Annotated in this window: 15 protein-coding genes, 1 tRNA gene and 3 pseudogenes; 12 read left to right on the top strand and 7 right to left on the bottom strand. The window is 72.6% G+C overall.

Annotation, left to right across the window (positions count from 1 at the left end; translation table 11 throughout):
* Positions 1-66 precede the first annotated feature (66 nt).
* Positions 67-1,371, bottom strand: a complete 1,305-nt coding sequence (locus CXR04_RS13780; RefSeq protein ID WP_159072314.1) for a hypothetical protein — start codon at positions 1,369-1,371, stop codon at positions 67-69.
* 159 nt (positions 1,372-1,530) lie between these two features.
* On the opposite strand from CXR04_RS13780, the gene CXR04_RS13775 reads away from it, so the two are divergent.
* The gene (locus CXR04_RS13775; protein ID WP_101422326.1) at positions 1,531-2,127 is read left to right on the top strand and encodes a hypothetical protein; all 597 of its coding nucleotides are present in this window, start codon (positions 1,531-1,533) and stop codon (positions 2,125-2,127) included.
* An 18-nt stretch (positions 2,128-2,145) separates the two neighbouring features.
* Here the strand turns inward: CXR04_RS13775 and CXR04_RS13770 are convergent, their stop codons facing one another.
* The 3 genes from CXR04_RS13770 to CXR04_RS13760 all read right to left on the bottom strand — a co-directional run bounded on the left by CXR04_RS13770 (position 2,146) and on the right by CXR04_RS13760 (position 5,709).
* Positions 2,146-3,762, bottom strand: a complete 1,617-nt coding sequence (locus CXR04_RS13770; protein WP_234380216.1) for a N,N-dimethylformamidase beta subunit family domain-containing protein — start codon at positions 3,760-3,762, stop codon at positions 2,146-2,148.
* Positions 3,763-3,919: 157 nt separating this feature from the next.
* Positions 3,920-4,555 (bottom strand): response regulator, encoded by a 636-nt coding sequence (locus CXR04_RS13765; RefSeq protein ID WP_199850630.1) that lies wholly within the window; start codon positions 4,553-4,555, stop codon positions 3,920-3,922.
* Positions 4,555-5,709 carry a sensor histidine kinase gene (locus tag CXR04_RS13760; protein WP_101422322.1) on the bottom strand — a complete coding sequence of 385 codons (1,155 nt, stop codon included), beginning with the start codon at positions 5,707-5,709 and terminating at the stop codon, positions 4,555-4,557. Before CXR04_RS13760 ends, CXR04_RS13765 begins: the two co-directional genes overlap by 1 nt.
* Positions 5,710-5,933: 224 nt before the next feature.
* On the opposite strand from CXR04_RS13760, the gene CXR04_RS13755 reads away from it, so the two are divergent.
* From CXR04_RS13755 to CXR04_RS13740, 4 genes and pseudogenes are all read left to right on the top strand, one after another.
* Complete coding sequence (locus CXR04_RS13755) at positions 5,934-6,536, top strand: DedA family protein (protein WP_101422320.1); 603 nt, start codon at positions 5,934-5,936, stop codon at positions 6,534-6,536.
* Between the two features lie 48 nt (positions 6,537-6,584).
* Positions 6,585-6,995 (top strand): annotated as a pseudogene (locus tag CXR04_RS35860) (nitroreductase/quinone reductase family protein); the annotation flags it as partial.
* Between the two features lie 269 nt (positions 6,996-7,264).
* Positions 7,265-7,564, top strand: a pseudogene (locus tag CXR04_RS35855) (hemerythrin domain-containing protein); the annotation flags it as partial.
* Positions 7,565-7,574: 10 nt separating this feature from the next.
* Positions 7,575-8,630, top strand: a complete 1,056-nt coding sequence (locus tag CXR04_RS13740) for a UDP-N-acetylmuramate dehydrogenase (protein WP_101422318.1) — start codon at positions 7,575-7,577, stop codon at positions 8,628-8,630.
* Positions 8,631-8,718: 88 nt separating this feature from the next.
* Here the strand turns inward: CXR04_RS13740 and CXR04_RS13735 are convergent, their stop codons facing one another.
* Positions 8,719-9,462, bottom strand: coding sequence for an NAD(P)-dependent oxidoreductase (locus tag CXR04_RS13735; protein ID WP_101422316.1), 744 nt, complete (start codon positions 9,460-9,462; stop codon positions 8,719-8,721).
* 49 nt (positions 9,463-9,511) lie between these two features.
* Between CXR04_RS13735 and CXR04_RS35850 the strand changes: the two are divergent.
* Positions 9,512-10,000 (top strand): annotated as a pseudogene (locus CXR04_RS35850) (TetR/AcrR family transcriptional regulator); the annotation flags it as partial.
* 56 nt (positions 10,001-10,056) lie between these two features.
* Here the strand turns inward: CXR04_RS35850 and CXR04_RS13725 are convergent.
* Positions 10,057-11,226 carry an adenosine deaminase gene (locus tag CXR04_RS13725; RefSeq protein ID WP_101422314.1) on the bottom strand — a complete coding sequence of 390 codons (1,170 nt, stop codon included), beginning with the start codon at positions 11,224-11,226 and terminating at the stop codon, positions 10,057-10,059.
* 104 nt (positions 11,227-11,330) lie between these two features.
* The gene (locus CXR04_RS13720; protein WP_101426353.1) at positions 11,331-12,566 is read right to left on the bottom strand and encodes a pyridoxal phosphate-dependent aminotransferase; all 1,236 of its coding nucleotides are present in this window, start codon (positions 12,564-12,566) and stop codon (positions 11,331-11,333) included.
* Positions 12,567-12,756: 190 nt separating this feature from the next.
* On the opposite strand from CXR04_RS13720, the gene CXR04_RS13715 reads away from it, so the two are divergent.
* The 6 genes from CXR04_RS13715 to CXR04_RS13690 all read left to right on the top strand — a co-directional run bounded on the left by CXR04_RS13715 (position 12,757) and on the right by CXR04_RS13690 (position 16,744).
* Positions 12,757-12,829, top strand: a tRNA-Trp gene (locus tag CXR04_RS13715).
* A 106-nt stretch (positions 12,830-12,935) separates the two neighbouring features.
* Positions 12,936-13,208, top strand: coding sequence for a preprotein translocase subunit SecE (secE, locus tag CXR04_RS13710; protein WP_027771083.1), 273 nt, complete (start codon positions 12,936-12,938; stop codon positions 13,206-13,208).
* Positions 13,209-13,297: 89 nt separating this feature from the next.
* Complete coding sequence (gene nusG, locus CXR04_RS13705; RefSeq protein ID WP_101422312.1) at positions 13,298-14,260, top strand: transcription termination/antitermination protein NusG; 963 nt, start codon at positions 13,298-13,300, stop codon at positions 14,258-14,260.
* A gap of 177 nt (positions 14,261-14,437) precedes the next feature.
* A complete protein-coding gene (gene rplK / locus CXR04_RS13700) occupies positions 14,438-14,872 on the top strand; it encodes a 50S ribosomal protein L11 (protein ID WP_018834878.1) in 435 nt (144 codons plus the stop codon).
* Between the two features lie 85 nt (positions 14,873-14,957).
* Positions 14,958-15,674: a 50S ribosomal protein L1 gene (rplA, locus tag CXR04_RS13695; RefSeq protein ID WP_101422310.1), complete on the top strand. Its 717-nt coding sequence runs from the start codon at positions 14,958-14,960 to the stop codon at positions 15,672-15,674.
* 170 nt (positions 15,675-15,844) lie between these two features.
* A complete protein-coding gene (locus CXR04_RS13690) occupies positions 15,845-16,744 on the top strand; it encodes a hypothetical protein (protein WP_101426352.1) in 900 nt (299 codons plus the stop codon).
* The last annotated feature ends 46 nt before the right edge of the window (positions 16,745-16,790 follow it).

The following is a 16,790-nucleotide window of genomic DNA, read 5'->3' as shown; positions in this document are numbered from 1 at the left end:
CCTCCGGCACCGCTGCCCCGGGAGACGGGGGCTCGTCCAGTGCCGCGGTGCGGGCGGTGCGGGGGTTCAGCTCGCGTGTGGGTACGCGACCATCGTGCGCGACGCTTCGTCCCAGAACAGGCCGAAACCGGCGGTGTCGCCGAAGGGGAAGTCGATGTTGACGTCGTCGAACTCCTGGATCTTGCCGGTCCTCATGTCGAGTTGCACCGGCCGCCCCGAGGAGCTGAAGCCCTCCGAGTTGATGGCGTTCCCGTACACCACGCCCTCGTCGGTGGCGAGTTGGAACTCGACCGGGTTTGTCGAGTCCGTGCGCTCGTAGCAGACGCCTGTGCCCTCTTCGAGGTCGAACACGCGGCCCCCGTGGACGAGGTAGCGGCCGTTGGCCGACATGTGGTCGTCTATGGGGGTCGTGTCCCCCTCACAGCGGACCGTGGCGAGCGTCTCACCCGAGGCGCTGTCGACGGCGCTCCACACGATCGCGTCGGTGTTCCGCTCCTGGCCCCAGTCGACGACGAGGAGGTCGTCGGAGATGACCTGGGCGATGGGCGACCCATCCGGGTCGACGCCCTTCGGGCGGAGGTCGGCGGAGGTCCAGCCGCCGGGGACCCAGAAGCCGCTGTAGTCGATGTCGATGCTGGTGCCCATCAGCAGACCGTTGGCCGTGAGTCCCCGAACCTCCCAACTGCTCTCGCACTGTGGGCAGTCGGCCGGCGGTTCCTGGTCGTCGATGCCGTACTCGGTGGTGTCGCCGGTCGCCGGGTCGACGGCCACCACGGTGTCGTCGCCGCTCTCCACCAGCAGGCCGGCGCCGCCGTCGCGGACCTTGCCCTCACCGTCCACCTCGACGTGGACCGGTTGGACGCCGTCACCGGACGAATCGGCCGGGAAGATGTCGATGGCGACGATCTCCCTGCCGCGGTTGACGGCATCGTCGTCCGTGGTGCCGGACGACCAGACGGCCAGATACTCCTTGCCGTCCACGGTCGCCCTGATGTACGGAAGATTCGTACTCCCCAGCGGGCTGACGGGGACGCTGCTCCACCGCTTCTCGCCCGTTGCGGCGTCCAGGACCGTGAACCCGTGCTCGTCGGGTCCCCCCTCGCCCGGCCGCTCCCAGTACACCGCCACCGCGCCGGTCCGCGGGAGCGGCAACTGCGTGCCCTCCTCCGTCGACTCCCAGCCGCGCCCCGTGTCGTACAGCGTCGGCACCTCCAACTGGGTGCCGGGCGGCGTCGCCTCGGCACTCGGCGACGGGCCGGTGCGCTTGCCGTCCTTCGCCCCGGGGTTCTCCTCGTCCTCTCCGGAGTCCGAGCAGCCCGCCAGTAACGCCACCACCACCGCCGCGCAGGCGATCCACCTCGTTGTACGCATCAGCGTCCCCCACCCCGTATTCGACTGAGCGCACCACAATGTCACCGCGGCTGACGGTCCGCAAACCTCGTCCAGGGCTGCGCGGCAGGGAAGTTCGCCGGCCACCGGCGGACCGCCGCCCTCCGGCAGAATCGACCCGGACGAAGGTGGAGGATGTGTATGGGCAGGAGCCGGATCGGATACCTGGGCTCGTACCGGCCGCTGGACGGGCCGGAGGCCGGGGACGGGGTGCCGGAGGCGCGGGATCAGGTCGTGTCGGCGTTCTTCCAGCAGGTCTCGGACATGGCGTTCAAGGGCGGTCCGCTCGGCATCGAGCTGACGCGCCTGGACGCTGTCAGCCAGACGTTCACCTTCCGCAAGGCGCCCGAGCCGGATCCGCTGGTTCCGGTCGGCGAGGCCGGTGCCGTGCCCGCCGATGACCGCGAGCGGGCCGGGACGGAGTGGGCGCCGCGGCCCGCTTCTCCGGCGTGGGCGCATCTGGCGTGGCTGCTCGCCGAGCTTCCCTTCGTCCATACGTTCAGGGAGTACGGCCCCGAGGGTGGCCCGGCGCTCCGCGGAGTGGTGGTTCCGTCGCGTGAATGGGCGGACGTGCTCGTGGAGCATCGCCGGGAGCAGTGGCGGGTGCGGGTGGCGCTGCAGGGGCGCACCGAGCCGATCGAGTTTCCCGGGATGGTGATCGGCGAGCTGTTCGGCGAGGGCAGGCACCGGCGCCTGGCGGTGGCGGGCGAGCCGAACCTGGTGGCTTCCGGGATCTGACGACGCCCTCCCGCGCCGTCAGGTACGGGCGTCCCGCACCGCTACCCCCCGGAACCCGGGCCTCAGCAGTTTGCGGGGGTCCCGCAGCCTTCCTTTCTCGTACATCTCCTTCACGTTCGGGTTCGGCTTCGGCCGGTGGCGGGCGGCGGGGCCTTCGGCGAAGGCGTGCAGGAGGTTCTCCGTGGTACGGGTGACGAAGGCGCGGGTGCGGGCGTCCATGCCGTGGACGCGGCCCGCGTGGGGGGTCTTGGCCGTCAGGGCCTCCACCCAGCGCATGGTGCCGGTCGCGAAGACGCCCGCGCCGCCCGGCACGGTGTAGTACGCCGAATCGCTGCTGCTGCGGCGGCCGTTGCACACCAGCGGGGAGTGGGCGGTGATCTCGATGGACCCCGGGTGCGGCGACTCCGGGGTGACCCGGTCGTACTCGACGCCGACCAGATGGTCGAAGCCGTCGCCGCGGCGTACGCCCGTTCCCTCGTACAGCCAGTGGCCCGCGGTGTGGACGACGTAGGGGGCGTCCGTCGGGTAGCCCTCGTAGAGCACGCCCGTCAGCGTGGACTCCGGGTCGGGTTCCGGGTCCTGGCGGAAGTCCGCCGTCACCGCTGCGGGGCGGCTGGTGTAGCAGGGGTCGTCCTTGAAGGAGGACTTGTAGCAGACCACCCTGTCCCCTTCGAAGCGGATGCGGCGGTAGCAGGTGTTGGCGCCGAGGAAGGCCACGTTGGTGCCGGTGTCGCGGGCCTCGGTGAGGTGCCGGCGCTGCCGCGGGGTCCAGTACTCGTCGTGGCCCAGGGAGATCACCGCGGCGGCCCCGCGCAGCACCCGCGGGTCGCGGTGCACGTCGTTCCCCGTCGTGTACGCCAGCGGGATGCCGAGCCGTTCGGCGAGGACCACCAGCGGCCGCTCGTACACCATGAACTTCTCCGCGCCGTCACGGTCGTAGGGCCGGTCGTAGCTCACGGCCAGGGACCGCTTCTCGTACGAACCGGAGTGGCCCTCGTAGAGGTTGTAGCCGCCCCACCGGTTGTACGCCTGCCAGGTCGCGGGCGCGTGCATCAGCACCGTCCGGCCCTCACCCTGCTCCGAGCGCACGACGAGCGGGACGTAGCGCTGGTGGCCGTCCCGGGTGTCGAGCCGCAGCAGGTAGGCACCCTCCGGCCAGCCCTCCGTGTCGAGGCTCATCGTGCGCCGCCACTCCGCCCGGATCGTACGGGTACCGGACACCAGCCGGGGCCCGGACTGGGCCCGGCCCCGTACCCGCCCGGACGACCACACCAGCCGCGCCCCCGCCCCGCCGTACCAGCCGATGCGGAAGGCCGAGACCTTGAAGGACGGGGCGGTCGTCGACACGTACAGGCCGCACTCGTCGCCCGGCCGCACGCTCACCCGGTCGGTATACGCGGCGACGGCCGCCGCGGGACCTTGCGAGCGGATACGCCAGTCGGAGGTCCCGGACCGGTCCCGTTCGTCCTCCGGCCGGTGCGAGGCCGATGCGCCGCCTTCGCCGGCGGCGGGGGCGTCGCAGGCGCCGGCGATCGCGGGGACGAGCCCGGCACCCGCCTTCAGCAGGGTTCTGCGGCGCAGTACAGGCCCGTCTTCCGCGCCGTGCCGCGGTGTCTCCTGCCCGCCAGGGCTCATGTCGCCTCCGTACGTCCGGCCCGTATGCCGCCACCTCCCCAGCGGCAGCGTCGCACGGCGGCAGACGTTCCGCCCGGCGTGCCCGGCCGGTACGGAGGCGGCGGCATCGACGGCGGCGACGGCGGCGGAGCCGTCAGCGCCCGCTACGCCCCCGGGCTCACGGCTCCAGGTAGCGCAGGATGGCCAGGACCCTGCGGCTGTAGCCCTGCGTGTGGCCCAGGTCGAGCTTGTCGAAGATCGCGTTGACGTGCTTCTCCACCGCGCTCTGCGAGATGTGCAGGCGGGTGGCGATCGTGGCGTTGGTGTGGCCCTGGGCCATGCGGTCCAGGACGTCCCGTTCGCGCGGGGTCAGGCGGTCCAGGGGGGCCGTGCGGGTGCTGTGGGTCAGGAGGCGGCGCACGACCTCGGGGTCGAGGGCCGTGCCGCCCGCGGCCACGCGGTCGAGGGCGTCGAGGAACTCGTCGACCTGGACCACGCGGTCCTTCAGCAGATAGCCGACGCCGCCCGTGCTGCCGGTGACCAACTCGGCCGCGTAGCGCCGCTCCACGTACTGCGACAGCACCAGTACCCCCGTCTGCGGCCACCGTTCGCGGATCTCCAGCGCCGCGCGCAGGCCGTCGTCGGAATGGCCGGGGGGCATGCGGACGTCGACGACGGCGACGTCGGGCGGGTCGGCGGCGACGGCCGCGACCAGGGCCGGGGCGTCGCCGACGGCGGCGGTGACCTCGTGGCCCTCGTCGGCGAGGAGGCGGGCGAGGCCCTCGCGGAGGAGTGTCGAGTCGTCGGCCAGCACTACGCGCACGGCAGCTCCGCGGTGACGGTGGTGGGCCCGCCGGGCGGGCTGGAGACGGCGAGCCGGCCGTCGAGGGCGGCGATGCGGCGGGCGAGGCCCAGCAGACCGCCGCCGGCGGGGTCCGCGCCGCCCGTACCGTCGTCCTCGATGCTCACGCGCGCCATGGTCGCATCCCGCGTCAGCCGTACGGTCACGAGCGTGGCGGACGAGTGCTTGATCGCGTTCGTGACGGCCTCGGAGACGGTGAAGTACGCGACCGTGCGCACCGCTTCCGGCAGCGGGTCCGCGAGCGCGTAGTCGATCCGTACGGGCAGCTCCGAGCGCTCCGCCAGCGCCTCCAGCGCGGCGCGCAGGCCGGTGTCGTCCAGCGCCGCCGGGTAGACGTGCCAGGCGACCTCGCGCAGGTCGGTGAGCGCCAGTTGGGACTGCTCGTGGGCCTGGCGGAGCAGTTCCCGCGCCTTGTCCGGGTCGGCGGCCCCGGTGCGCCGGGCCCGGCCCAGGAGCAGTCCGAGGACGACGAGGCGCTGCTGTACGCCGTCGTGGAGGTCGCGTTCGATGCGGCGGCGCTCGTCGTGTACGGCGGCCACGATCCCGGCCCGGGTGGCGGCGAGTTCGCCGATACGGCGCTGGAGGAGGTCGGCGGGGCTGGGGCCGAGGAAGCGGTGGGCGAGGTGGTTGTCGAGCGCGGCGACGCTTTCCACACCCTGGATGGAGAGGAAGAGGAGAAACAGGCCGCCGAGGCCGGAGGCGAGCATGACGAAGGGGTTGGCGTCCCGCGCGACGAACCAGATCCACAACAGCGTCGAGCCGTACAACGCGCCGATCAGCGCCGTCAAGAGCACAGCGCCCCCGAGCGCGCCGACGCCCCAGCGCAGCGCGAGGTACTGCAGCGCGCGGGGGGTGGCACGGGGCGGGGCGAGCTCGCTGCCGTAGAAGTACGTCATGCGCGTGCGCTCCGCCGCCGCCAGGCGGGCGGCAGCCGCGTACGGCAGGCGCGTCGCGCGCGGGGCGCCGCCGGCGGCGGCCTGCCACGGCCAGGCGGCGAGGAGCCACAGCCCGCACAGGGCGACCAGCGGCAGCTCGACGAGGGCGGTGAGGCCGCCGGTGAGGACCCCGGCCGCGGTACGCAGGCGGCGGAGCAGGATCGGACGCATGATGCCGTCACGCTAACCGCGGGCGGGGGAGGGGCGCACTGCGGCTTTCCGCACGATGGTCCGGGGTGCGGTCCGGCACAGCCGGGGGGTGTGGTTTTCCTTACGGGGTTGGGTGGGACCCCGGATTCCGGTTGTCGGACCGGACACGTAACGTCATCACCATGATCGGAATCGCTGCGGGAGAGGCGCCCAGCGGTGGCGTCGCGGGGTGGGCCGCCGGGCTCATGGAGGATCTCGGGGCGCCGGGGGCCGGGCTGGCCATCGCGCTGGAGAACCTCTTCCCGCCCCTGCCCAGCGAGGTCATTCTCCCGCTCGCCGGATTCACGGCCAGCCAGGGCGGGTTGAACCTGGCGGCGGTCCTCGTCTGGACCACCATCGGCTCCGTCGTCGGCGCCCTCGCGCTGTACTGGGTGGGCGCGATGCTCGGCCGCGAGCGGACCGTCGGGCTGGCGGCGAAGCTGCCGCTGCTCAAGGTGCGCGACATCGAGCGTACGGAGGCATGGTTCCTCCGGCACGGCACGAAGGCGGTCTTCTTCGGCCGCATGATCCCGATCTTCCGCAGCCTCATATCGGTGCCCGCGGGCGTCGAACGGATGCGGGTGCCGGTCTTCCTCTGCCTCACGGCCGCGGGCAGCGCCCTGTGGAACACGGTGTTCGTGCTCGCCGGCTACTGGCTGGGCTCGCGCTGGCACGAGATCAGCGACCTGGTCGGCGTGTACTCCAAGGTGGTCCTGGGCGTCGTCGCCCTCGCGGTGGTGCTGTTCTTCGCCGTACGGGCCGTGACCGCGGGCCGCGGCCGCCACCGGGCGCCCCGCGGGGGCGCGTAGCCCGTACCGTCCGGGCGTCCGGCCCTACGCCGGGTCGCCGCCGCCCAGGTGCCGCTCGTACGCCGTCAGCGTCTCCACGAACGTCCGCCGCTCGGCCGCCGTCAGCGGCTCCAGCGCCACCCGCCACGCCGCCGCGCTCCGCCCCAGCCACCCGTCGATCGCCGGGCGGCGCTCCGCCGTGATGCTGACCAGCTTCCGCCGCCGGTCCGCCGGGTCCTCGCGCCGCTCCAGGACGCCGTCGTCTACCTGCGCGACGGCGCCCGCCTGCTCGTCTTCGGCTCCAACGGCGGCGCCGACCACCACCCCGCCTGGTACCGCAACCTCCTCGCCCACCCCCGCGTCACCGTCGAGATCCGGGACGCCGACGCCCCCGGCGGCACGACGGCGTACGAGGCCGACGCCGTCCCGCTGCCCGCCGCGGAACGCGACCGGATGTACGCGGTGCAGGCCGGACTCGACCCCGCCTTCGCCGCCTACGAGCGAGGCACCGCACGCACCATCCCCGTCGTCGCCCTGCACCCCGCCCCTTCCCCGGACGCCAACCCCTTCGCCGACCCGCAGCGCCGCCTGGCCGCCGGGGAGCAACTTCTCAAGGCGCACGAGGATCTGCGCCGCGAGCTGGCAGGGGTGCTGGCCGCTGCCGAAGGGGCACGTGCGGACACCGCCCGGGAGCCTGCCTCCGTGACCTCCGCCGCCACTGCCTCGCCTACGGCGGGTCCCTCGAAGAGCACCACGGCGCGGAAGACGGCGCCCTCGGCGCCATGGAGCGGCAGTTCCCCCACCTCGCCCCCGCCGTCGCCCGGATCCGCGAGGAGCACCACGACGTCACCGCGATGCTGGAGCGCGTACGCGACCTGGCCGCCGCAGTGCCGCAAGCGGCTGCTGCCCAGGCTGCCGCCCCCGTCCTCGCCGAGCTGCACGCCCTCGCCGGCCGCCTCGACGCCCACTTCGCGTACGAGGAGCGCGAGCTCCTTCCCGCCCTCGGCCTCCCGGCACCGCTTACGCGCGCTGTCACCCCCGGCCCGTAACCTTGGCCTCGTGCAGGTACGCCACGACGCCCCCCTCGCCCCGCTGACCACCCTCCGCCTCGGCGGCCCCGCCGCCCGGCTCGTCACCGCCACGACCGACGCCGAGGTGGTCGACGCCGTGCGCGCGGCCGACGCCGCCGGGACGCCGCTGCTGATCGTCGGCGGCGGCAGCAACCTCGTCGTCTCCGACGCCGGCTTCCCCGGCACCGCGCTGCGCATCGCCACCGCGGGGTTCGCCCTCGACGGCACCGCGCTCGAACTGGCCGCGGGGGAGAACTGGTCAGACGCCGTCTCCCGCACCGTCGACGCGGGACTCGCCGGCGTCGAGTGCCTCGCCGGCATCCCCGGCTCGGCCGGGGCGACGCCGATCCAGAACGTCGGCGCGTACGGCCAGGAGGTCGCGGAGACGATCACCGAGGTCGTCGCGTACGACCGCACCACCGGCGAGACCGTCACCGTCCCCGGCGCCGACTGCGGCTTCTCGTACCGGCACAGCCGCTTCAAGGCCGACCCCGACCGCTTCGTCGTGCTCCGCGTCCGCTTCCGGCTCGCCGACGAGGGCGGGCTCTCCGCGCCCATCCGCTACGGGGAGACGGCGCGCATGCTCGGCGTCGCGCCCGGCGGGCGGGTGCCGGCCGCCCAGGCGCGCGACGCGGTGCTGAAGCTGCGCGCGGGCAAGGGCATGGTGCTCGACCCGGAGGACCACGACACGTGGTCGGCCGGCTCCTTCTTCACCAACCCGATCCTCGACGAGCAGGCGCACGCCGCCTTCCTCGGCCGCGTCGCCGACCGCCTCGGCCCCGACGCGCGCCCGCCGGCGTTCCCGGCGGGGGAGGGGCGTACGAAGACGTCGGCGGCCTGGCTGATCGACCACGCCGGCTTCACCCGCGGCTACGGCACGGGCCCGGCCCGCATCTCCAGCAAGCACACCCTGGCCCTGACCAACCGCGGCTCGGCGACCACGGAGGACCTGCTCGCGCTCGCCCGCGAGGTGCGCGACGGCGTACGGGACGCCTTCGGCGTCACGCTGGTCAACGAGCCGGTGACGGTCGGCGTCAGCCTGTAGCCGACGGTTGGGCGTCGCCTCGCAGGCGAGGTTCGACGGCACCCCGCAGCCGGCGGTCGGCGCCAGCCCGCGGCCGCCGTACGGGCCTTCACCCCCGCGCCGACCCGAGCCCCACCGTCCGCCCCCGCACCGCGGGGTCGTCCATCAGGTCGAGCACCGCCCGTGCCAGGTCCGCCCGCGCCAGCGTCCCCGTACCGGGGACGTTGCCGCCGACCCGGCGCCGGTAGCGCCCCTTGCCCCGCCGGTTCGTCAGCTTGCCCGGCCGCAGCACCGTCCAGTCGAGACCGCTGTGCGCCAACTCCGACTCCATCGCCGCGGCCTCCGCGTACACGTCCTTGAACACCGTCCGCAGTACCGGCGACACCGCCCGCCCCAGCACCCCCTCGTCCGGCGGCAGCGGCCCGACCGGCGCCGTGCTGACGACCAGCAGCCGCCGCACGCCTGCCGCCCGCGCGGCCCGTACCAGCGCGTGTGCGGCGGCGCCGAGGCGGCCCGTGGGCCGGCCCCCGCCCGGCAGCCCGGGGCAGAACAGCAGCGCGTCGCGGCCCCTGACGACGGGACCGAGGGCCGCGGGGTTCGTCAGGTCCTCGACGGTCATCACCGTCAACCGCCCGCGCCCGCCGCCCTGTCCGCCCCGCCGCGAGGCGTCCGCCACGCCGCTACGGCCCTTCCCGCCCGGTGCCGCGCCGTCCCCGGGGTCCGCGCCCGCCACCGCGGCCAGGCTCCGGGCCCCCTTGCGCACCACAGCCGTCACCTCGTGCCCGGCGGCCAGCGCCTGCCGGACGACCTCCCGGCCGGTCCCGCCGGACGCGCCCAAGACCGTGAGCTTCATGGTCCCTCCCGTAAGTGGGTGCTCACCCACCCCCTGTTAGGGTGAGTGAATGCCCACCTCCCCGTCAAGGCCGGCTCCCGAGCGCATCGTCGACGCCGCGGAGCGGCTCATCCGCACCGCCGGGTTCGTGCACGCGACCACCAAGGAGATCGCGCGCGAGGCGGGCTGCTCGGAGGCGCTGCTCTACAAGCACTTCGTCAACAAGGAGGACATCTTCCTCCGCGTCCTCATCGAGCGGCTGCCGCGCCTGACCGCGCTGTTCACCGGGCTGACCGACGACCCGGGCGGGCGCGGGGTCGAGGAGTGCCTGACGGCCGTCGCCCGCAAGGCCGCCGACTTCTACGAGGAGATGCTGCCCATGGTGGGCGCGCTGCTCGCCGAGCCGGGGCTGCTCACGCGGTTCGCGGAAGGGCTCTCCGCGGTCGGGCGCAAGGGGCCGTACGAGGCGGGCGACGCGCTCACCGACTACCTGGCCCGGGAGCGCGAGCGCGGCCGGATCCGCGCCGACGCGGACCCGCGGGCCGCGGCGGGGATGCTGATAGGCGCGTGCTTCCAGCGGGCGTTCTTCGTGGCCTTCGGCGGGCCCGCGGCGGTTCAGCCGGCGGACGACTTCGCCGCGGCGCTGTCCCGTACGCTCTGGGCCGCGCTCGCCCCGCCGCCCGCGGCAGCCGCGCCTCCGGCAGCCCCGCCCGCGGCGCCTCCGCCCGCGGCCTGACGGCCGGCCTCCGGCTCCCCCGACAGCCAGTCGTCCACCCGCGCCAGCAGCCCCCGCCGCACGTCCTCCGGCGCCACCGAGGCCCGTACCGACTGCCGCGCCAGCTCCGCCAACTCCTCGTCCGTGAACTCGTGGTACGTCCGCGCGAGCTCGTACTGCGCCGCCAGCCGCGAGCCGAAGAGCAGCGGGTCGTCCGCCCCCAGCGCCATCGGCACCCCCGCGTCCCACAGCGCCCGCAGCGGCACGTCCTCCGGCCGCTCGTACACCCCCAGGGCGACGTTCGACGACGGGCACACCTCGCACGTGACCCCCGCAGCCGCGAGCCGCGACAGCAGCCGCGGGTCCTCGGCGGCGCGGATGCCGTGCCCGATGCGGCCCGCGTCCAGGTCGTCCAGGCAGTCGCGGACGCTCGTCGGGCCCGCCAGCTCGCCGCCGTGCGGGGCGGCCAGCAGGCCGCCGTCGCGGGCGATGGCGAAGGCGCGGTCGAAGTCGCGGGCGAAGCCGCGGCGCTCGTCGTTGGAGAGCCCGAAGCCGACGACGCCGCGGTCCGCGTAGCGCACGGCGAGCCGGGCGAGGGTACGGGCGTCGAGCGGGTGCTTCATCCGGTTCGCGGCGACCAGCACGCGCATCCCGAGGCCGGTGTCCCTGGCCGTGGTCTCGACCGCGTCGAGGATGATCTCCAGCGCCGGGATCAGCCCGCCGAGGCGCGGCGCGTACGAGGTGGGGTCGACCTGGATCTCCAGCCACCCCGAGCCGTCCGCGAGATCCTCTTCCGCGGCCTCGCGCACCAGCCGCTGGATGTCCTCCGGCGTACGCAGACAGGAGCGGGCCAGGTCGTAGAGCCGCTGGAAGCGGAACCAGCCGCGCTCGTCGGTCGCGCGCAGCTTGGGCGGCTCGCCGCTGCTCAGCGCCTCGGGCAGGTGCACGCCGTACTTCTCGGCCAGCTCGATGAGCGTGGCCGAGCGCATGGAGCCGGTGAAGTGCAGGTGCAGATGTGCCTTCGGCAGGCGGCGTACGTCTCGTGCGGCGGGGCGGTGGTCGTGCTCCATGGAGAGATCTTGCCGCATCCGCGGGGGGTGGCGACACCGGCACCTACGAACGAGGGCTTGCCCGGACGGTTGTCCGGGCAAGCCCCGTCTGCTCACGTGCCCGGCTACTCCGCCTCCGCCAGCAGCTTCTGCATCCGCGAGACGCCCTCGACCAGGTCCTCGTCCCCCAGCGCGTACGACAGCCGCAGGTACCCCGGCGTCCCGAACGCCTCACCCGGGACCACGGCCACCTCGGCCTCCTCCAGGATCACCTCGGCCAGCTCCACCGAGTTCGCCGGCCGCCGGCCGCGGATCTCCTTGCCGAGCAGCCCCTTCACCGACGGGTACGCGTAGAACGCGCCCTCCGGCTCCGGGCACTCCACGCCCTCGATCTCGTTCAGCATCCGCACGATCGTCCTGCGCCGCCGGTCGAACGCCTCGCGCATCTTCGCCACCGCGTCCAGGTCGCCGGAGACGGCCGCCAGCGCGGCGGCCTGGGCGACGTTGGAGACGTTGGACGTGGCGTGCGACTGCAGGTTCGCCGCGGCCTTGATCACGTCCTTCGGGCCGATGGCCCAGCCGACCCGCCAGCCGGTCATCGCGTACGTCTTGGCCACGCCGTTGACGACGACGCACTTGTCGCGCAGCTCCGGCACCACCACCGGCAGGGAGTGGAACTCGGCGGTCCCGTACACCAGGTGCTCGTAGATCTCGTCCGTCAGCACCCACAGCCCGTGCTCCGCGGCCCAGCGGCCGATCGCCTCGACCTGCTCGCGGGAGTAGACCGCGCCGGTCGGGTTGGACGGGGAGACGAAGAGCAGCACCTTCGAGCGCGGGGTGCGCGCGGCTTCGAGCTGCTCGACGGAGACCCGGTAGCCCGTGGTCTCGTCGGCGACGACGTCGACGGGCACGCCGCCGGCCAGCCGGATCGACTCGGGGTAGGTGGTCCAGTACGGCGTCGGGACGATGACCTCGTCGCCCGGGTCGAGCAGGGCGGCGAACGACTCGTAGATCGCCTGCTTCCCGCCGTTGGTGACGAGCACCTGGGCCGGCTCCACCTCGTACCCCGAGTCGCGCGCGGTCTTCGCGGCGATGGCGGCCTTCAGCTCGGGCAGCCCGCCCGCGGGCGTGTACCGGTGGTACGTCGGGTTGGTGCACGCTGCGATCGCGGCCTCGACGATGTAGTCGGGCGTCGGGAAGTCGGGCTCGCCTGCGCCGAAGCCGATCACCGGCCGGCCGGCCGCCTTCAGTGCCTTGGCCTTGGCGTCCACGGCGAGCGTCGCGGACTCGGAGATGGCGCCGACGCGGGCCGACACCCGTCGTTCGGTCGGGGACTGGGACGCGGTGTTTGCAGCGGTCATGACGCCCATCGTTCCAGACGGGCGGGGGGCCGGGCACGTGGGTTGCACGGCTCGTACGCGGGGCGCGCGGCGTACTCGTTCGACGGCGGGGCGTGAAACCCGTACACTCAACCACCGTGCCAGCCCTGGTGCAGATCTTGCACGCGCTCGTGAAGCCCCTGCAAGAATGCGTTAGGTTGGCATGACACAAAGGGTCGTAGCTCAATTGGTAGAGCACTGGTCTCCAAAACCAGCGGTTGGGGGTTCAAGTCCCTCCGGCCCTGCTACGCGCATCCTCTTCAGGGGGTGCGTACGCAGTTCACAGCAGCCCCGCCGTGCTGCACCACCGGGCGCGGCAGGTCAACGAACCGGGATCCAGGTGAGGGACGAGTGACGGAAGCCTCCACCGCGACGCCTGACCGCCCCGAAGGCGACGCGCGACCCGCTCGCCGCGGCGGCAAGCGCGGCCGGAAGGGCCCGTTCGCCCGCCTGGCGCTCTTCTACCGCCAGATCGTCGCGGAGCTGCGCAAGGTCGTCTGGCCGACGCGGAACCAGCTCACGACGTACACGACCGTCGTGATCATCTTTGTGGTGGTCATGATCGGCATCGTGACGGTGATCGACTTCGGGTTCACCGAACTCATGCAGTACGTCTTCGGCTGACCGATTCGCGTACGCGCCGCCCCGTAAGGTACGTAAGGTAGGCGTCTGCATGTGCACATCCCCTTTTGAGCCAGGAAGAAGCAGCTACCGTGTCTGACCCGAACCTGAACGACGCAGTCGCGACCGACGAGGTCGCCGGCGCTGAGCCTGCCGAGCGGGTGGAGGCGGCCGAGACGGCGGCGGTGGAGGCCGGACGCGAAGACGCCGAGGAAGCCGGGGCCGCGGCCGAGCGGGCCGGCGACGCCGAAGAGGACGCCGAAGAGGCCGAGGACGGCGCCGGGAGCGCGGCCGGAGAGGCCGCTGACGAGGCGGCCGAGGCCGGCGACGAGACGGCCGAGGCTGGCGACGAGACGGACGGCGACGAGACGGCCGCGGACGCGGACGAGAAGCCCGACGAGACCGACGAAGCCGCCGAGCCGGCCGAGGAGACCGTCGACCCCGTCGAGGCGCTGCGCCAGGACCTGCGCGGCCTGCCCGGCGAGTGGTACGTGATCCACACCTACGCGGGCTACGAGAAGCGGGTCAAGGCCAACCTCGAACAGCGCGCCGTCTCCCTGAACGTCGAGGACTTCATCTACCAGGCCGAGGTGCCCGAGGAAGAGGTCGTCCAGATCAAGAACGGCGAGCGCAGGAACGTCCGGCAGAACAAGCTCCCGGGCTACGTCCTGGTGCGGATGGACCTGACGAACGAGTCGTGGGGCGTCGTGCGCAACACCCCGGGCGTCACCGGCTTCGTCGGCAACGCCTACGACCCGTACCCGCTGACGCTCGACGAGATCGTCCGCATGCTCGCCCCGGAGGCCGAGGAGAAGGCCGCCCGCGAGGCCGCGGAGGCCGAGGGCAAGCCGGTACCGTCCCGCAAGGTCGAGGTGCAGGTGCTCGACTTCGCCGTGGGCGACTCGGTCACCGTCACCGACGGCCCGTTCGCGACGCTGCAGGCGACGATCAACGAGATCAACGCCGACTCGAAGAAGGTCAAGGGCCTGGTGGAGATCTTCGGCCGGGAGACCCCGGTCGAGCTGAGCTTCGACCAGATCCAGAAGAACGACTGAGGGCACCCCGCCCGCCACGCTTCCGACCAGGTCAGAGGGCTTCACAGCCGCTCTGACCTGCTCGGTTTCAGGACCCGTACCCGATACGGCTATCGTGGTGCGGTATGCCTCCATCCGGACGATCTGGCAATCACCGGATCGAGGCGCAAAACCTCTCATTCAAGGACCCGGAGAGACATGCCTCCCAAGAAGAAGAAGGTCACGGGGCTGATCAAGCTCCAGATCCAGGCCGGTGCCGCGAACCCGGCCCCGCCGGTCGGCCCCGCGCTGGGCCAGCACGGCGTGAACATCATGGAGTTCTGCAAGGCGTACAACGCCGCGACCGAGTCGCAGCGCGGCTGGGTCATCCCGGTGGAGATCACGGTCTACGAGGACCGCTCGTTCACCTTCATCACCAAGACGCCGCCGGCCGCGAAGATGATCCTCAAGGCCGCGGGCGTCGAGAAGGGCTCCGGCGAGCCGCACAAGACCAAGGTCGCGAAGATCACCCGCGACCAGGTCCGCGAGATCGCCACCACCAAGATGGCCGACCTCAACGCCAACGACCTGGACGCCGCCGAGAAGATCATCGCCGGCACCGCCCGCTCCATGGGCGTCACGGTCGAGGGCTGAGCGGCCCACGCCACCCGCAGCACCCTGTGGCAGGGCCGTGCGCCGGCCCGGACCACGACTCCGTACCGACACATCAGGAGCAGCAGTGAAGCGCAGCAAGGCACTCCGCGGCGGCGACGCCAAGGTCGACCGCACGCGGCAGTACGCACCCCTTGAGGCCGTCCGCCTCGCCAAGGAGACGTCCACGACGAAGTTCGACGGCACCGTCGAGGTCGCCATGCGCCTGGGCATCGACCCGCGCAAGGCCGACCAGATGGTCCGCGGCACCGTGAACCTCCCGCACGGCACCGGCAAGACCGCCCGGGTCCTGGTCTTCGCGACCGGTGACCGTGCAGCGGCCGCGGAGGCCGCGGGCGCCGACATCGTCGGCGCCGACGAGCTGATCGAGGAGGTGCAGAAGGGCCGCCTCGACTTCGACGCGGTCGTCGCCACCCCGGACCTCATGGGCAAGGTCGGCCGCCTCGGCCGGTTCCTCGGCCCGCGCGGTCTGATGCCGAACCCGAAGACCGGCACGGTCACGCCCGATGTGGCGAAGGCCGTCACCGAGATCAAGGGCGGCAAGATCGAGTTCCGCACCGACAAGCACTCCAACCTGCACTTCATCATCGGCAAGACCTCGTTCGACGAGCAGAAGCTGGTGGAGAACTACGGTGCGGCGCTGGAGGAGGTGCTGCGGCTCAAGCCGTCGGCCGCCAAGGGCCGTTACATCAAGAAGGCCACGATCACCACGACGATGGGCCCCGGCATCCCGGTGGACCCCGCGCGCGTGCGCAACCTCCTGTCGGAGGACCCCGCGGTCTGACGGGCGCCGCCCGTTCGACAAGCACGCATCATCTGTCACGGCCATGCAACGGGTCGGACCCGGAACGCCCATCGGGCACCGGGTCCGGCCCGTTTCTGGTGTTCACTGGCCCGTACGGGCAGAACGCCTGCCCGTACGAGAACGACCACCACGAGGGGGCGGGGATTCCCATGCACACGACCGTGAAGCGCGCAGGTGTCTCTCTGGGGGCGGCGCTGCTGCTCGCATTCGCGGCGGCCTGCGGGTCCGACTCGGGCGGCGGTGACGGCGGTTCCGGCAACGGGGGCGGCGACGGCGGTGGCAACGGCGGCAGCGGGACGATCCGGGGCGCCCAGGCCGCGCTGAAGGCGATCGACGAGAAGACCACGGGCGCGGAGTCGTCGAAGTTCGAGAGCACCATGGTCATGGGCGAGGCGATGACCACCGAGAACGAGGGTGAACTCGACTGGGCCGACGGCGCGATAGGCACCGCCACCGTCAAGTACACCGACGGCCAGATGGCTTCGTCGATCCAGATGATGGACGACGACGGCACGCTGGACGCCCGCTACCTGCCGGACGCCTACTACGCGGGCGTCGAGGGCGCGTTCCAGACCCAGTACCCGGACAAGAAGTGGATCCGTTACGACTACGACGACCTGTCGGAGTTCATGGGCCCGTCCGGGGACTACATGAAGGACCAGATGCAGAACAGCACCCCGGGGCAGGCCGTGAAGCTCCTGCTGGCCTCCGAGGACGTCGAGGAGGTCGGCCAGGAGGAGGTGCGCGGCGTACAGACCACGCACTACTCCGGCACCGTGGACGTCTCCGACCTGGCCCGCGCGTCCTCCAAGACGCTGAGCGAGCAGCAGCTTTCGGACCTGGAGGACCAGCTTGAGGCTTCCGGCGTCACCACGCAGACCGTCGACATCTGGGTGGACGAGAACGACCTGATGATCAAGCGCGAGGAGTCCGGGAAGATGACGGGCGGCGAGTTCAGCACCACCGTCTACTACTCGGACTACGGCGTCGACGTGCAGGTCGAGGAGCCGTCCGCGGCGGAGAGCATTGACTTCACCGAAATCCAGTAGCGGCCGGCGGTTTCCCCTTGTCCGATAGCGTGTTCCCTTCCATGTC

Source organism: Streptomyces sp. CMB-StM0423 (assembly GCF_002847285.1).
Classification (GTDB): Bacteria; Actinomycetota; Actinomycetes; order Streptomycetales; family Streptomycetaceae; genus Streptomyces.
Note: the sequence above shows the minus strand (reverse complement) of the source record. Positions and strands in the feature narration are given on the sequence as shown.

What these genes read in the sequence shown, in the direction of transcription:
- CXR04_RS13780 (WP_159072314.1), bottom strand. Translation starts at nt 1,371, where the DNA reads ATGCGTACAACGAGGTGGATCGCCTGCGCGGCGGTGGTGGTGGCGTTA.
- CXR04_RS13775 (WP_101422326.1), top strand. Translation starts at nt 1,531, where the DNA reads ATGGGCAGGAGCCGGATCGGATACCTGGGCTCGTACCGGCCGCTGGAC.
- CXR04_RS13770 (WP_234380216.1), bottom strand. Translation starts at nt 3,762, where the DNA reads ATGAGCCCTGGCGGGCAGGAGACACCGCGGCACGGCGCGGAAGACGGG.
- CXR04_RS13760 (WP_101422322.1), bottom strand. Translation starts at nt 5,709, where the DNA reads ATGCGTCCGATCCTGCTCCGCCGCCTGCGTACCGCGGCCGGGGTCCTC.
- CXR04_RS13755 (WP_101422320.1), top strand. Translation starts at nt 5,934, where the DNA reads ATGGAGGATCTCGGGGCGCCGGGGGCCGGGCTGGCCATCGCGCTGGAG.
- CXR04_RS13735 (WP_101422316.1), bottom strand. Translation starts at nt 9,462, where the DNA reads ATGAAGCTCACGGTCTTGGGCGCGTCCGGCGGGACCGGCCGGGAGGTC.
- CXR04_RS13725 (WP_101422314.1), bottom strand. Translation starts at nt 11,226, where the DNA reads ATGGAGCACGACCACCGCCCCGCCGCACGAGACGTACGCCGCCTGCCG.
- CXR04_RS13720 (WP_101426353.1), bottom strand. Translation starts at nt 12,566, where the DNA reads ATGACCGCTGCAAACACCGCGTCCCAGTCCCCGACCGAACGACGGGTG.
- rplK (WP_018834878.1), top strand. Translation starts at nt 14,438, where the DNA reads ATGCCTCCCAAGAAGAAGAAGGTCACGGGGCTGATCAAGCTCCAGATC.
- CXR04_RS13690 (WP_101426352.1), top strand. Translation starts at nt 15,845, where the DNA reads ATGCACACGACCGTGAAGCGCGCAGGTGTCTCTCTGGGGGCGGCGCTG.